Below are 15,182 nucleotides of genomic sequence, written 5' to 3' on the forward strand. Positions count from 1 at the left end.
GCGGCCATGCCCGCGGCCGGGCGGCGCGCCGCGCGTAATCGCGGATGGCTCAACGCGCCTGGGTCGTGGCAAACTGCCGGTATGACTCCCTCCTTGCCATGAAAGCCAGCCTCCAACTCCGCCTGTCGCAACATCTGGCGCTGACGCCCCAGCTACAGCAGTCGATCCGGCTCCTGCAGTTGTCGACGCTCGAATTGCAGCAGGAAGTCGCGATGGCCGTCGCGCAGAACCCGCTGCTCGAGAACGACGACGAATGGATCGTGAGCCCGCTGCGCGTCGCGGCGGACGGATCGCTGATCGCGCAGACACCTTCCGGCCAGAATACCGAGCCGGCCCCGGCAAACAGCAGCAGCACGTCGGGCGATCGCGCGGAGCGCGACGAGCCGGCCGGCGCGGACGAATACGACGGTTACGCGTCCGGCGACGGCAACGACGGCCCGCAATGGAATCTCGACGAATTCGGCCGCTCGAGCGGCGCGTCCGACGACGACGACCTCCCGCCGCTGCAGGTGCAGGAAGCCGCGACGTCGCTGCGCGACCACCTGTCCGCGCAGTTGCGCGTCACGCAGGCCAGCCCGCGCGATCGTGCGCTCGTGATGTTCCTGATCGAATCGCTCGACGACGACGGCTACCTGACCGCCACGCTCGACGAAGTGCTCGCCGACCTGCCGCCCGAGCTGGAGATCGACTGCGACGAACTGAACGCGGCGCTCGCGCTGCTGCACAGCTTCGACCCGGCCGGGGTCGGCGCCCGCTCGGCATCCGAATGCCTGAAGCTGCAGCTGCTGCGCCTCGATCCGTCCCCGACGCGCACGCTCGCGCTCGAGATCGTGTCGCAGCATCTGGAGCTGCTCGCCGCACGCGACTTCACGCGATTGCGCAAGCACCTAAAGGCGAGCGACGACGCGCTGCGCGACGCGCACGCGCTGATCCGCTCGCTCGAGCCGTTCCCCGGCGCCGCGTACGGCAAGGCCGAGGCCGACTACGTCGTGCCCGACATCATCGTGAAGAAGGCCGGCCAGGGATGGCTCGCGGAGCTCAATCCGGAGGTCGTGCCGCGCCTGCGGATCAACAACCTCTACGCGAACATCCTGCGCAACAGCCGCGGCGATCCGTCGACCGGTTCGCTGAAACAGCAGCTTCAGGAAGCACGCTGGCTGATCAAGAACATCCAGCAGCGTTTCGACACGATCCTGCGTGTCGCGCAGGCTATTGTCGAGCGTCAAAAGAATTTCTTTGCACATGGCGAAATTGCCATGCGCCCCTTGGTTTTGCGGGAAATAGCTGATACGCTGGGCCTACACGAGTCGACTGTCAGCCGTGTGACAACCGGGAAGTACATGCTGACCCCGTTCGGGACGCTTGAATTTAAGTACTTCTTCGGATCTCACGTTTCGACCGACACCGGTGGCGCCGCCTCGTCGACCGCCATCCGAGCCCTCATCAAGCAACTGATAGGAGCTGAAGACCCAAAATCGCCACTTTCGGACAGCCGCATTGCCGAGCTGCTGGCAGAACAGGGTTTCGTGGTCGCGCGCCGCACGGTTGCCAAATATCGCGAAGCCCTCAAGATCCCGGCAGTGAATCTGCGCAAGTCTCTTTAGGCCTGCTGCCTGCCCGGCGGCAGGCGTGTTCCGGCCACCGCGCACACGGGGAACAGGCCGGGCGACCTGTCCGCGATACACCGCCTCCGTGCGGTACGGGCAAGTCGACCGGAGCGCCGCCTCGATGCGGCCGGGTGGTCACTCGCTTGGAGAAGCACTATGAACCTGAAGATCAGTGGACATCATCTCGAAGTCACGCCTGCAATTCGCGAATACGTGATCACCAAGCTGGACAGGGTGCTACGGCATAGCGATCAGGTGATCGATGGCACTGTGATCCTCTCGGTCGACAACCACAAGGAAAAGGACAAGCAGCAGCGCGCGGAAATCAATCTGCACCTGAAGGGCAAGGACATCTTCGTCGAAAGCGCGAACGGCAACCTGTACGCCGCGATCGATCTGCTGATCGACAAGCTGGATCGCCAGGTCGTCAAGCACATGGAGCGCCTGCAAACGCACGCGCACGACCCGATCAAGCTTCAACCGTCGATCGACCAGATCGAACTGCCGCCGCAATAACCGTCACCGCAACACGCACGCCGCCCGGTTCGCCGGGCGTTTTTTTTGCGACTCCGCGCCCGTGGTGCGACCGGTCCGTCCATGCTGCGCCACGCACGCGGCTGTGCTCTATAATGTCCCGGTTATCGCCGGGGGGCGTTGGGTGCGGTAGCTGCGTTGCAGGTTGCCGATACCAGATGCCTTGATATCGCCGAACATGGAAAATCAGTCTGCCGCCGCAAGGAGACCCCAGGCCGCCCAATCGCCTGCCAACATGAATCGCCTAGCCAAAATCCTGCCCATAGAGAACGTCGTCATCGACCTCTCGGTCACCAGCAAGAAACGCGTGTTCGAACAAGCCGGGCTGATGTTCGAGAATCAGAACGGCATCGCCCGCAGCACCGTCACGGACAACCTGTTCGCGCGCGAACGCCTCGGCTCGACCGGGCTCGGCGAGGGCGTCGCGATTCCGCACGGGCGCATCAAGGGTCTCAAGCACCCGCTCGCCGCGTTCGTCCGGCTCGCCGATGCGATCCCGTTCGAAGCGCCCGACGGCCAGCCGGTCGGCCTCCTGATTTTCCTGCTCGTCCCCGAGCAAGCCACCCAGCAGCACCTCGAAATCCTGTCGGAAATCGCGCAACTGCTGTCCGATCGCGACGCGCGCGAGCGTCTGCACAACGAAACGGATATCGCCGAGTTGCATCGCCTGCTCACTCAGTGGCAACCTTGAGTTGATCCGGGCGGAATATTTTCCCTCACGAGGCGGCACGCGCCGCCGTCCAGGGCCGCCCGGCGCCGGCCCGGCATGGCGACGACCGTCGCCGCGCGCATGCACCGGCTCATTGGAGTGACGAGAGTCATGGATACGTCCAGCATCAACGCCCAGAGCATCTTCGACGACAACGCGGCCACGCTGAAACTGAGCTGGCTCACGGGGCATGAAGGCTGGGAGCGCGGCTTTTCGGCCGACACGGTCGGCAACGCGACGTCGAGCGCCGACCTCGTCGGCCACCTGAACCTGATCCACCCGAACCGGATCCAGGTGCTCGGCGAAGCCGAAATCGACTACTACCAGCGCCAGACCGACGAAGACCGCTCGCGCCACATGGCCGAGCTGATCGCGCTCGAACCGCCGTTCCTCGTCGTCGCCGGCGGCGCCGCGGCGCCGCCCGAACTCGTGCTGCGCTGCACGCGCTCGTCGACCCCGCTGTTCACGACGCCGATGTCGGCCGCCGCGGTGATCGACAGCCTGCGGCTCTACATGTCCCGCATCCTCGCGCCGCGCGCGACGCTGCACGGCGTATTCCTCGACATCCTCGGGATGGGCGTGCTGCTGACCGGCGATTCGGGCCTCGGCAAAAGCGAGCTCGGCCTCGAACTGATCAGCCGCGGCCACGGTCTCGTCGCCGACGACGCGGTCGACTTCGTCCGCCTTGGCCCCGATTTCGTCGAAGGGCGCTGCCCGCCGCTGCTGCAAAACCTGCTCGAAGTGCGCGGCCTCGGCCTGCTCGACATCAAGACGATCTTCGGCGAAACCGCCGTGCGGCGGAAAATGAAGCTGAAGCTGATCGTCCAGCTCGTGCGGCGCCCCGACGGCGAATTCCAGCGCCTGCCGCTCGAAAGCCAGACCGTCGACGTGCTCGGTTTGCCGATCAGCAAGGTCACGATCCAGGTCGCGGCCGGCCGCAACCTTGCGGTGCTCGTCGAGGCCGCCGTCCGGAACACGATCCTGCAGTTGCGCGGAATCGACACGTTGCGCGATTTCATGGATCGGCAACGACTCGCGATGCAAGATCCCGACAGTCAGTTCCCCGGCAAACTGGTGTAACCCGCACGCGCCGGCTGCGCAACGCCGACGCGTCGAGCCGGTGCTATGATGAAACGTCAGGATTCTCTGCTTCCCATGCGCATCGTCCTTATCACCGGCATCTCCGGCTCAGGCAAATCCGTCGCGCTGAACGCGCTCGAAGACGCAGGCTATTACTGCGTCGACAACCTGCCGCCGCATGTGCTCCCCGAACTCGCCCGCTACCTCGCCCAGGACGGCCAGCGCCGGCTCGCGGTCGCGATCGACGCGCGCTCGAGCGCATCGCTCGACGAAATGCCCGGCCTGATCCGCGAGCTGTCGCGCGATCACGACGTGCGCGTGCTGTTCCTCAACGCAAGCACCCAGGCGCTGATCCAGCGCTTCTCCGAAACGCGCCGCCGCCATCCGTTGTCCGGCTCGCTGTCGCACGATGCGGACGTCGGCCTGCTGTCGTCGCTCGAGGAAGCGATCGAGCGCGAACGCGACCTCGTCGCGCCGCTCGCCGAGTTCGGCCACCAGATCGATACGAGCACGCTGCGCGCGAACGTGCTGCGCACGTGGGTCAAGCGCTTCATCGAGCAGAAGAACAACGACCTGATGGTGATGTTCGAGTCGTTCGGCTTCAAGCGCGGCGTACCGCTCGACGCCGACCTGATGTTCGACGTGCGCGCACTGCCGAATCCGTACTACGACCACGAGTTGCGCCCGCTCACCGGGCTCGACCAGCCGGTCATCGCCTTTCTCGACGCACTGCCGATCGTCCACCAGATGATCGACGACATCCATGCGTTCCTGTTGAAATGGCTGCCGCACTTCCGCGATGACAACCGCAGCTACCTGACCGTCGCCATCGGCTGCACCGGCGGCCAGCATCGCTCGGTGTTCATCGCGGAAACGCTCGCCGCGCGCCTCGCGCACGAGGCGAACGTGATCGTGCGGCATCGTGACGCGCCAGTGGATGTCGACGCGTCGTCGCGGCTCGTCTCCGAGGTCGACCGACCCTAGCGACACCCGCCCCTTCGTCAGCGCGCCATGTCCTCCCTATCGACCACCCTGATCGACCTGCCGCTGTTTCCGCTGCACACGGTGCTGTTTCCGGGAGGCCTGCTCCCGCTCAAGGTGTTCGAGGCACGCTACCTCGACATGTCCCGCGCGTGCCTGCGCGACAACGCACCGTTCGGCGTGTGCCTGCTGAAGAGCGGGCCCGAAGTCGCACAGGACGGCGCCGTGTCGGTGCCCGAAACCATCGGCTGCATGGCGCGCATCACCGAGTGCGATACCGGCGAATTCGGGATGCTGTATCTGCAGGCGGTCGGCACGCAGCGTTTCGAACTGCTGTCGTATCGCGTCGAAGGCAACGGTCTGCTGGTCGGCATCGCGGAACCGCTGCCCGACGATATCCCGCTCGAAGGCGAGCAGGCGCTCGCGCAGTTCGGCTCGTGCGCCGAGGTGCTGGAGCGCATCATCGACGCGCTGAAGAAATCCGAGCCGGGCAAGCTGCCGTTCGGCGAACCGTTCCGTCTCGACGATCCGAGCTGGGTGTCGAACCGCCTCGCGGAACTGCTGCCGCTCGACCTGCGCGCGCGGCAAAAGCTGATGGAGTTTCCGGACGTCGGCGCACGCATCGACGCGGTGCATCACGTGCTCGACCGGCACGGCTGGCTGTAGGCGCCTCCGGACGGGACTTCCTTCGGTGCGGAAAACCCGGGGCGGCCGGCGTTTTCTTTTCTCGAGCGCGCGGCCCGCGCCGCGCCCGTTCCCCTTCGTTACAGCAGCGGCCCGCTCAGTGCATCGAGCAGCTTGCGCACGGGCGCCGGCACGCCGTACGCATCGAGCCGGCTCAGCGACACCCACGCGGTCTCCGCGTCCCGTGCCTGCGACGGCAGGCCGCCGCCGTCCGCCATGTCGCTCAGCCGCGGCTCGATCTCGAGCCGAAAATGCGTGAACGTATGCGTGAACGGTGCAAGCGGCACCGGGCCGCCGCCGCCGAAGCCCTGCGCAAGTTCCGCGAGCGCCGCGTCGCCGTCGGCTTGCGGCAGGCACCACAAGCCGCCCCAGATGCCGGCCGGCGGCCGCCGCTCGAGCAGCACGGCGTCGCCGTCGCGCAGCACGAGCATCCAGGTCTTGCGTGTCGGCACGGCCTTCTTCGGCCGCGCGGCCGGCAGTTCGCGCTGCCGGCCCGTCGATTGCGCGACGCAGTCGCCCGCGAACGGGCAACGCGCGCAATCGGGCTTGCCGCGCACGCACAGCGTCGCGCCGAGATCCATCAGCCCCTGCGTATAGGCGCTCACGTCCGCCGCATTCGCGGCGTCGGGCAACAGCGATTCGGCGAGCGCCCACATGTCGTTCTCGACGCGCTTCTCGCCCGGAAAGCCCTCGACGCCGAACACCCGCGCGAGCACGCGCTTCACGTTGCCGTCGAGGATCGTCGCGCGCGCGCCGTACGCAAACGACGCAATCGCCGCGGCCGTCGAGCGGCCGATGCCCGGCAGTTCGGCCAGCGCGTCGGGCGTCGCCGGAAACGCGCCGCCGTGCTCGGCGACGACGACCTGCGCGCAGCGGTGCAGGTTGCGCGCGCGCGAGTAGTAGCCGAGCCCTGCCCACAGCGCCATCACGTCGTCGACCGGCGCGGCCGCGAGCGCGGCGACGTCGGGGCAGCGTTCGAGAAAGCGCGCGTAATACGGGATGACGGTCGACACCTGGGTCTGCTGCAGCATGATTTCCGACAACCAGATCCGGTACGGATCGCGGGTGTTCTGCCACGGCAGGTCGTGGCGGCCGTGCTCGCGCTGCCACGCGATCAGGCGCGTGGCGAACGTGCGGTGCAGCGGCGTGACGGGGAACGGAGCGGGGGCGATGCGGGGCGGCTTCAAGTTATCTAATCGCGGAAAAAGGTTTCAACGCTGGCAGGTCGCACAAAAATAGGTCGACCGCTGGCCCTGCACGATCTGGCGGATCGGCGTGCCGCATACGCGGCAAGGCTGGCCGGCACGGTCGTAGACGAAGCAGTCGAGCTGGAAATAGCCGCTTTCGCCGTTGCTGCCGACAAAATCGCGCAGCGTGCTGCCGCCGCGCTCGATCGCATCGGCGAGCGTCGCGCGCACCGCGTCGGCCAGCCGCTCGTAGCGCGGCAGCGACACCTTGCCGGCGGCCGTCGTCGGCCGGATGCCGGCGCGAAACAGGCTCTCCGACGCATAGATGTTGCCGACGCCGACGACCATGTCGCCCGCAAGCAGCGCCTGCTTCACCGACACCGTGCGGCCGCGCGTGCGCGCATGCAGCAGCGCACCGGTAAACGCCGGCGAGAACGGCTCGACGCCGAGGCTCGCGAGAAGCGGATGCGCATGCACGTCGCCCGCTTCGCGCGGGTGCCACAGCACGGCGCCGAAGCGGCGCGGATCGCGGAACCGCAGTACGAATTCGTCGAAGATCCAGTCGATGTGATCGTGCTTCGCGGCGACCGGCACGCCGGCCGCGGGCAGCACGCGCAGCGTGCCCGTCATGCCGAGATGGACGATGAACCAGCCCGCGTCGACCTCGAACAGCAGGTATTTGCCGCGGCGCTCGACGGCGAGCACCTCGCGCGCGCGCAATTGCTCGGCGAGCCCCGCCGGCACAGGCCAGCGCAGCATCGCGGTACGGATGTCGACACGCTCGACGCGGCGGCCCGCGACAAAGGGCTCGATGCCCCGGCGCGTGACTTCGACTTCTGGCAACTCTGGCATGTTATACGGGTCTGAGGCTAGGGTCTGTTTGCATATGGAACGCGCATGCGTTGCCACGAGAACGGCCGCTCGCGAGGCGCGCGACGCCGCGAATACTGGACGTATTCGCAAGGAGCGCAACGCGGCGAGCGGCCGTTCTCGTGGCAACCCCAAATTAAAAAATTCATGTCACGGGAATGCCCGAAATCGCCCGCATAGCGGCGTCGCTCGTCGCTTGTTTGGCTCGCCAAACGGCGCCCCTCGCTTCTTGCTATGCGGGCGATTTCGGGCATTCGCATGTGCGCTCCATATGCAAACAGACCCTATCACGATCGTGCGTGTATTGTAGCGAGCGCGTTACAATCGGTTGAAACATCGAACGGATTTCCATGACTCTGCCCTCGAAGCTGCTTCAGAAGCGCCCCGCCGCCGCGCGCGGCGCGCGCGCCTTCCCGGTCCGTCGTGCACTCGGCGCCGCGCTGTTTGCCGCCTGGACCCTCACCGCCTTCCCGGCTCACGCGCAGGATCCGGCATCGGACGACGCGGAGCCGCAGGGCGCGTTCGAGCATGTGATGCCGGATGAGCAGAAGAATCTCCCCGGTGTCCCGCTGACGAGCCAGATCGTCTACCAGGTGCTCGCCGCCGAGGTCGCGCTCCAGCGCAACCAGCCGGCGCCAGCGTACCAGACCTACCTCGCGCTCGCCCGCGACACGCGCGATCCGCGCATGGCGCAGCGTGCGACCGAGATCGCGCTCGGTGCACAGAGCCCGGCCGACGCGCTGTCCGCCGCGAACCTGTGGCGCCAGTACGCACCGGATTCGAACCGGGCGTCGCAGGTCGACGCCGCGCTGCTGGTGCTCGCCGGCAAGCCGGCCGACGCGCAGCCGATGCTCGCGCGCGAGCTGGCCCGCGCAACCGGCGAGACGCGCGGGCCAGCGATCCTCGCGCTGCAGGCGCTGCTCGTGCGCGGCTCCGATCGCGTCGGCGGCCTCGCGGTGCTGAAGGACATGCTGAAGAACGACATGAACCGGCCCGAGGCGCAGCTCGCGATCGCGCGGCAGCAGCTCGCGGTCGACGACAAGGACGGCGCCGCGCAATCGCTGAAGCGGGCGCTGCAACTCCGCCCCGACTACCTGCCGGCGGCGCTGATGCTGTCGCAGATGGGGCCGGCGGAACGCGCGGCGGGCATCGCGTCGTTCGAGAAATATGTTCAGCAGAATCCGAAGTCGCGCGACGCGCGGCTCGCGCTGTCGCAGCTCTATCTCGCCGACGATCGCCTCGACGACGCGCAGAAGCAGTTCGAGACGATGCGCAAGCTCGACTCGAAGGATCCGACGCCGCTGATGGCGCTCGCGCTGATCAAGATTCAGCAGAAGAAACTCGACGAAGCGACCGCCTACCTGAAGCAGTACGTGCAGCTCGGCGACAAGCAGCAGAACCTCGACGTCGGCCAGGGCTACATCTACCTCGCGCAGATCGCGATCGACCAGAACAACGATGCACAGGCGTCGCAATGGCTCGACAAGGTCGACCAGACGAGCCAGCACTATCTCCCCGCACAGATCACGCGCGCGCAGCTGCTGCAGAAACAGGGCAAGACCGACGAGGCGCGCAAGGTGCTCGACGACCTGCCGATCACGGATCCGCGCGACGCGGCCGTGGTCGCGCGCACCGACGCGTCGATCCTGTTCACCGCGAAGCGCTATCCGGAAGCCGAGGCACGGCTCGGGCAGGCGGTCCAGGACTTCCCGGACGATCCCGACCTGCGCTACGACTACGCGATGGCGGCCGAAAAGACCGGCCACTACACGACGATGGAACAGCAGCTGCGCGAGCTGATCCGCACGCAGCCCGACAACCCGCAGGCGTACAACGCGCTCGGCTATTCGCTTGCCGACCGCAACCAGCGCCTGCCCGAAGCCAGCAAGCTGATCGACAAGGCGATGACGCTCGCGCCGAACGATGCCTACATCATGGACAGCCTCGGCTGGGTGAAGTACCGGATGGGCGACACGGCCGGCGCTACGAAGGTCCTGCGGCACGCGTACGAACTGCAGCCGAACGCCGAAATCGGTGCTCACCTCGGCGAAGTGCTGTGGAAGAGCGGCGCACAGGACGACGCGCGTTCCGCGTGGCGTGCCGCGCAGAAGCTCGAGCCCGACAACGAAACGCTCGTGCAGACGCTGAAGCGCCTGCAGATCAACGGCCTCTGATGCAGATGTTCCCGATGCTTTCCCTGTCCTCCCGCGCGCAGCGCACGCTGGCCGCGGCCGGCGCCGCGCTCGCGCTCGCCGGCTGCGCGAGCACGCCGCCGTCGGCAAGCGCGCCGACGGGCGCGGTGCTGCAGACCGCCGCGACGCACGCTTACCATGGCCGCTTCGCGGTGCAGTACGACGACCGTCTCGGCAGGCAGCAGAACGTGTACGGCAACTTCGACTGGCAGGAGCACGGCAACGACGTGTCGCTCGAGCTGCGCAGCCCGCTCGGCCAGACGCTCGCGGTCGTGAAATCGACGCCGCAGGCAGCGTCGCTCGAGTTGCCTAACCGACCGACGCAATATGCGACAGACGTCGGCGACCTGATGCAGCGAACGCTCGGCTTCGCACTGCCGCTCGCGGGCCTGCGCTACTGGCTGCTGCCGACGCCCGCGCCCGCGACGCCCGCGGAGACGGTACGCGATCCGGCCGACGACACGCACGTCAAGCAGATCCGCCAGGACGGCTGGACGATCGACTACCTTGCCTACGCGGACGCCCCGGCCACGGGCGTCAAACGCGTCAACCTCGTGCGCGCGACGCCGCCGCTCGACATCAAGCTCGTGCTCGATCAGTGAGCACGTGCGCCTAGCCTCGACATACGCATGACCGATTCGACCCGCTCGCTGCGCAACTGCCTTGCGCCCGCGAAACTCAACCTGTTCCTGCACATCACCGGCCGCCGCCCGAACGGCTATCACGATCTGCAGAGCGTGTTCCAGCTGCTGAACTGGGGTGACACGCTGCACTTCACGCTGCGCGACGACGGCCGCGTCGCGCGTGTCACCGACGTGCCCGGCGTGCCCGAGGAAAGCGATCTCGTCGTGCGCGCGGCCAACCTGCTGAAGGCGCACACTGGCACCGCACTCGGCGTCGACATCGAGATCGACAAGTGCCTGCCGATGGGCGCCGGCCTCGGCGGCGGCAGCTCCGACGCGGCAACGACGCTGCTCGCGCTGAACCGCCTGTGGCAACTCGACCTGCCGCGCACGGAGCTTCAGTCGCTCGCGGTGAAACTCGGCGCAGACGTCCCGTTTTTTATTTTTGGAAAAAATGCGTTCGCAGAGGGTATCGGAGAAGAATTAGCTGAGGTAGAATTGCCGACTCGCTGGTTCTTGGTTGTGACGCCACGCGTTCATGTCCCGACCGCTGAAATATTTTCAGATGAGTTGTTGACAAGAGATTCGAAGCCCGTCACAATTGCTGACTTTCTTGCACAGCAAAACAGCGATGCGGGATGGCCAGACAGCTTCGGCCGGAACGATATGCAGCAAGTTGTGACAAGTAAGTACGCGGAAGTTGCGCAGGTGGTCAAATGGTTGTATGATGTGACCCCCGTGAGGATGACCGGCTCCGGAGCAAGCGTGTTTGCAGCGTTTCGCAGCAAACACGAGGCAGAAGCGGCGAAAGCCAAGCTGCCCGCCAGTTGGAACGGCGCAGTTGCCGAGAGCCTGAACGAGCATCCGCTCTTCGCTTTCGCGTCATGAAGTTTTACTTTGCCGGATGGCCTACACGAGTCCGGTGAAGTTATCAGTTAAGTGTAGGGGAGTCGCCAAGTTGGTCAAGGCACCGGATTTTGATTCCGGCATGCGAGGGTTCGAGTCCTTCCTCCCCTGCCAAAAATTTTCCCGCATTTCCCGCCTAAGCCTGAAGCAGGTGCACGATGAGCAGCCATGACGGCCTGATGGTTTTTACTGGCAACGCGAATCCCGCGCTCGCCCAGGAAGTCGTCAACATTCTTGGAATTCCCCTCGGCAAAGCAATGGTCAGCCGTTTCTCCGACGGCGAGATCCAGGTCGAGATCCAGGAAAACGTGCGTGGCAAGGACGTCTTCGTCCTGCAATCCACGTGCGCGCCGGCGAACGACAACCTGATGGAACTGATGATCATGGTCGACGCGCTCAAGCGCGCATCGGCCGGCCGGATCACTGCAGCCATCCCCTACTTCGGCTACGCCCGTCAGGATCGCCGCCCGCGTTCGGCGCGCGTCGCGATCTCGGCGAAGGTCGTCGCGAACATGCTGGAAATCGCCGGCGTCGAGCGGATCATCACGATGGATCTGCACGCCGACCAGATTCAAGGCTTCTTCGACATCCCGGTCGACAACATCTACGCAACGCCGATCCTGCTGGGCGACCTGCGCAAGCAGAACTACTCGGATCTGCTCGTCGTGTCGCCGGACGTCGGCGGCGTGGTGCGTGCCCGGGCACTCGCGAAGCAGCTCAACTGCGATCTCGCGATCATCGACAAGCGTCGTCCGAAGGCGAACGTCGCCGAAGTGATGAACATCATCGGTGAAGTCGAAGGCCGCACCTGCGTGATCATGGACGACATGGTCGATACGGCCGGCACGCTCTGCAAGGCCGCGCAAGTGCTGAAGGACCGCGGTGCGAAGCAGGTGTTCGCGTACGCGACGCACCCCGTGCTGTCGGGCGGCGCCGCCGACCGCATCGCCGCATCGGCACTCGACGAGCTGGTCGTCACCGATACGATCCCGCTGTCGGCCGAATCGCTGGCGTGCTCGAAGATCCGCTCGCTGACGAGCGCGAGCCTGCTGGCCGAGACGTTCTCGCGGATCCGCCGCGGCGATTCGGTGATGTCGCTGTTCGCGGAATCCTGATCGCGAGTCGACACAAGAAAGCATGCGCAGAAAGCGAAGCGGCAACGCTTCGCTTTTTGCACAATCGGACGGGATAGACGAAACCCCGCCGTTTCATCGGGGGCCGCCGTTTGACGGCCCCGTTTTACTGCCTGGTCGCGGGCAGCCATTGGAGAATCACATGAAAGTCGTCGCTTTCGAGCGCCAACAGCAAGGTACGGGTGCGAGCCGCCGCCTGCGCAACGCCGGTAAGACCACGGGCATCGTTTACGGTGGCGAAGCAGCCCCGCAAAAGATCGAACTCGATCACAACGCCCTGTGGCACGCCCTGAAGAAGGAAGCCTTCCACTCGTCGATCCTCGACCTCGAAGTGGCCGGCCAGTCGCAGCAGGTTCTGCTGCGCGACGTGCAATACCACCCGTTCAAGCAACTGGTGCTGCACGTGGACTTCCAGCGCGTTGACGCGAAGAAGAAGCTGCACACGAAGGTGCCGCTGCACTTCCTGAACGCCGAAGTCAGCCCGGCCGTGAAGCTGTCGAGCGCGGTCGTGTCGCACGTCGCGACGGAAATCGAAATCGAGTGCCTGCCGGCTGCGCTGCCGGAGTTCCTCGAAGTCGACCTGTCGAAGATCGAAGCCGGTCAGTCGCTGCACGCGAAGGACATCGCGCTGCCGAAGGGCGTCGCGCTGGTCGCGCACATCGATGCGGAAAACCCGGTTGTCGCATCGGCGACGGTCCCGGCTGGTGCCGTGTCGGACGCAGCAGGCGAAGGCGAAACGCCGGCTGCCTAAGCGGCTGCCTACGCGCCCGATCGATCCGTTTCACGAAACGGTCGACGCAACCCGCCGCGGCTTGCCCGGCGGGTTTTTCTTTTTCTGCGCCCAGGCGGCAGCCGCCGCCTTCGAAACGTCATGATCAAACTGATCGTCGGCCTCGGCAATCCCGGGGCGGAATACACCGCGACGCGCCACAACGCCGGCTTCTGGCTGATCGACCAGCTCGCCCGCGAGGCAGGCACGACGCTGCGCGACGAGCGCCGCTTCCACGGCTTCTACGCGAAAGCACGCCTGCACGGCGAGGAAGTGCACCTGCTCGAGCCGCAGACCTACATGAACCGCTCCGGCCAGTCGGTCGTCGCGCTCGCGCAATTCTTCAAGATCCTGCCCGACCAGATTCTCGTCGCGCACGACGAGCTCGACCTGCCGCCCGGCACCGTGAAGCTGAAGCTCGGCGGCGGCAGCGGCGGCCACAACGGCCTCAAGGACATCTCCGCACACCTGTCGACGCAGCATTACTGGCGGCTGCGGATAGGCATCGGCCATCCGCGCGACCTGATTCCGGAAAGCGCGCGCGCCGGCGCGAAGCCCGACGTCGCGAACTTCGTGCTGAAGCCGCCGCGCCGCGAGGAACAGGACGTGATCGACGCGTCGATCGAACGCGCGCTCGCCGTGATGCCGATGGTCGTCAAGGGCGAACTCGACCGCGCGACGATGCAGCTGCATCGCAACTGACCGCGCATCGCACCGGCCCGGTGCATCGGGCCGTCCGGCGTCGCCGGGCGGCACCGCCCTCCCCACCTTGACGCGCACATGCGGTAATCTCGTCGTTTTGCCCGACAGGAGCCAAGCGGTGAGCCGTTACTGGAGCGACGTCGTTCAGCAACTCGTGCCTTATGTGCCGGGCGAACAGCCCGCGCTCGCGCACCCCGTCAAGCTGAACACCAACGAGAATCCCTATCCGCCGTCGCCGCGCGTCGTCGCGGCGATCGCACGCGAACTCGGCGAGACCGGCGACACGCTGCGCCGCTATCCGGATCCGGTCGCGCGCGCGCTGCGCGAGACGGTCGCGGCCCATCACCGCATCAAGCCCGAACAGGTGTTCGTCGGCAACGGCTCCGACGAGGTGCTCGCGCACACGTTCCAGGCGCTGCTGAAGCACGACCGGCCGCTGCGGTTTCCCGACATCACGTACAGCTTCTATCCGACCTACGCTCGCCTGTACGGCGTACAGACCACGGTCGTGCCGCTCGCGGACGACTTCTCGATCCGCGTCGACGACTATCTCGACGACGCCGGCGGCGTGCTGTTTCCGAACCCGAATGCGCCGACCGGGCGCGCGCTGCCGCTCGCGGACGTCGAGCGGATCGCGGCCGCGAATCCGTCGTCGGTCATCGTGATCGACGAGGCCTATGTCGATTTCGGCGCGCAGTCCGCGATTACGCTGATCGACCGCCATCCGAACCTGCTGGTCGTGCACACGACGTCGAAGGCGCGCTCGCTCGCGGGCATGCGCGTCGGCTTCGCGTTCGGCGATGCGGCACTGATCGACGCGCTGAACCGCGTGAAGGACAGCTTCAACTCCTATCCGCTCGACCGGCTCGCTCAGGTCGCCGCGCAGGCCGCGTACGAGGACACCGACTATTTCGACGCGACCTGCCGGCGCGTGATCGACAGCCGGACGCGGCTCACGCACGCGCTCGACGCGCTCGGCTTCGACGTCGTGCCGTCGGCCGCGAATTTCGTGTTCGCGCGCCATCCCGCGCACAATGCGGGCGCGATCGCGGCAAAGCTGAAGGAACGGGAAATTTTCGTGCGGCACTTCCGGCTGCCGCGGATCGACCAGCATCTGCGCATCACCGTCGGCACCGACGCCGAATGCGATGCGCTCGTCGCGGCGCTGCGCGAGCTGCTTGCCTAACGAAGAACCGGCGCCGGAC

Annotated in this window: 15 protein-coding genes and 1 tRNA gene; 14 read left to right on the forward strand and 2 right to left on the reverse strand. The window is 66.3% G+C overall.

Features of this window, described 5'->3' with window-relative positions; all coding sequences use genetic code 11:
- Window positions 1-98: 98 nt before the first annotated feature.
- The 6 genes from ACM6JT_RS03145 (at window position 99) to ACM6JT_RS03170 (ending at window position 5,577) form a co-directional block, all read left to right on the forward strand.
- Entirely contained in the window at window positions 99-1,604 is a 1,506-nt protein-coding gene (locus tag ACM6JT_RS03145; protein WP_414855960.1) for an RNA polymerase factor sigma-54, read from the forward strand.
- Window positions 1,605-1,763: 159 nt separating this feature from the next.
- On the forward strand, window positions 1,764-2,123 hold the full coding sequence (gene hpf / locus ACM6JT_RS03150; RefSeq protein WP_006477786.1) for a ribosome hibernation-promoting factor, HPF/YfiA family: 360 nt from the start codon (window positions 1,764-1,766) through the stop codon (window positions 2,121-2,123).
- A gap of 196 nt (window positions 2,124-2,319) precedes the next feature.
- The gene (locus tag ACM6JT_RS03155) at window positions 2,320-2,832 is read left to right on the forward strand and encodes a PTS sugar transporter subunit IIA (protein WP_034195643.1); all 513 of its coding nucleotides are present in this window, start codon (window positions 2,320-2,322) and stop codon (window positions 2,830-2,832) included.
- Between the two features lie 129 nt (window positions 2,833-2,961).
- Window positions 2,962-3,930, forward strand: a complete 969-nt coding sequence (gene hprK / locus ACM6JT_RS03160; RefSeq protein ID WP_006483133.1) for an HPr(Ser) kinase/phosphatase — start codon at window positions 2,962-2,964, stop codon at window positions 3,928-3,930.
- 75 nt (window positions 3,931-4,005) lie between these two features.
- A complete protein-coding gene (rapZ, locus tag ACM6JT_RS03165; RefSeq protein WP_034179062.1) occupies window positions 4,006-4,914 on the forward strand; it encodes an RNase adapter RapZ in 909 nt (302 codons plus the stop codon).
- Window positions 4,915-4,941: 27 nt separating this feature from the next.
- Window positions 4,942-5,577 (forward strand): LON peptidase substrate-binding domain-containing protein, encoded by a 636-nt coding sequence (locus ACM6JT_RS03170; RefSeq protein ID WP_034179063.1) that lies wholly within the window; start codon window positions 4,942-4,944, stop codon window positions 5,575-5,577.
- A gap of 98 nt (window positions 5,578-5,675) precedes the next feature.
- Here the strand turns inward: ACM6JT_RS03170 and mutY are convergent, their stop codons facing one another.
- Together mutY and mutM are read right to left on the reverse strand one after the other, a co-directional pair.
- Entirely contained in the window at window positions 5,676-6,782 is a 1,107-nt protein-coding gene (gene mutY / locus ACM6JT_RS03175; protein WP_131947514.1) for an A/G-specific adenine glycosylase, read from the reverse strand.
- Between the two features lie 24 nt (window positions 6,783-6,806).
- Window positions 6,807-7,634, reverse strand: a complete 828-nt coding sequence (gene mutM / locus ACM6JT_RS03180; RefSeq protein WP_072444687.1) for a bifunctional DNA-formamidopyrimidine glycosylase/DNA-(apurinic or apyrimidinic site) lyase — start codon at window positions 7,632-7,634, stop codon at window positions 6,807-6,809.
- A 368-nt stretch (window positions 7,635-8,002) separates the two neighbouring features.
- Between mutM and ACM6JT_RS03185 the strand changes: the two genes are divergently transcribed.
- The 8 genes from ACM6JT_RS03185 to hisC all read left to right on the forward strand — a co-directional run bounded on the left by ACM6JT_RS03185 (window position 8,003) and on the right by hisC (window position 15,163).
- A complete protein-coding gene (locus ACM6JT_RS03185; protein WP_034179066.1) occupies window positions 8,003-9,826 on the forward strand; it encodes a tetratricopeptide repeat protein in 1,824 nt (607 codons plus the stop codon).
- Entirely contained in the window at window positions 9,826-10,446 is a 621-nt protein-coding gene (lolB, locus tag ACM6JT_RS03190; RefSeq protein WP_034179067.1) for a lipoprotein insertase outer membrane protein LolB, read from the forward strand. Before ACM6JT_RS03185 ends, lolB begins: the two co-directional genes overlap by 1 nt.
- Window positions 10,447-10,473: 27 nt before the next feature.
- Complete coding sequence (gene ispE, locus ACM6JT_RS03195) at window positions 10,474-11,355, forward strand: 4-(cytidine 5'-diphospho)-2-C-methyl-D-erythritol kinase (protein ID WP_414855961.1); 882 nt, start codon at window positions 10,474-10,476, stop codon at window positions 11,353-11,355.
- Between the two features lie 55 nt (window positions 11,356-11,410).
- A tRNA-Gln gene (locus tag ACM6JT_RS03200) sits at window positions 11,411-11,487 on the forward strand.
- Window positions 11,488-11,531: 44 nt separating this feature from the next.
- On the forward strand, window positions 11,532-12,488 hold the full coding sequence (locus ACM6JT_RS03205) for a ribose-phosphate pyrophosphokinase (RefSeq protein WP_034179069.1): 957 nt from the start codon (window positions 11,532-11,534) through the stop codon (window positions 12,486-12,488).
- 160 nt (window positions 12,489-12,648) lie between these two features.
- Window positions 12,649-13,257, forward strand: coding sequence for a 50S ribosomal protein L25/general stress protein Ctc (locus tag ACM6JT_RS03210; RefSeq protein WP_034179070.1), 609 nt, complete (start codon window positions 12,649-12,651; stop codon window positions 13,255-13,257).
- 120 nt (window positions 13,258-13,377) lie between these two features.
- Window positions 13,378-13,977, forward strand: coding sequence for an aminoacyl-tRNA hydrolase (pth, locus tag ACM6JT_RS03215; RefSeq protein WP_034179071.1), 600 nt, complete (start codon window positions 13,378-13,380; stop codon window positions 13,975-13,977).
- A gap of 118 nt (window positions 13,978-14,095) precedes the next feature.
- Window positions 14,096-15,163 carry a histidinol-phosphate transaminase gene (gene hisC, locus ACM6JT_RS03220; protein ID WP_414855962.1) on the forward strand — a complete coding sequence of 356 codons (1,068 nt, stop codon included), beginning with the start codon at window positions 14,096-14,098 and terminating at the stop codon, window positions 15,161-15,163.
- The last annotated feature ends 19 nt before the right edge of the window (window positions 15,164-15,182 follow it).

Source organism: Burkholderia sp. IT-111MI5 (assembly GCF_949752865.1).
In the GTDB taxonomy this organism is placed as follows: Bacteria; Pseudomonadota; Gammaproteobacteria; order Burkholderiales; family Burkholderiaceae; genus Burkholderia; species Burkholderia pyrrocinia_C.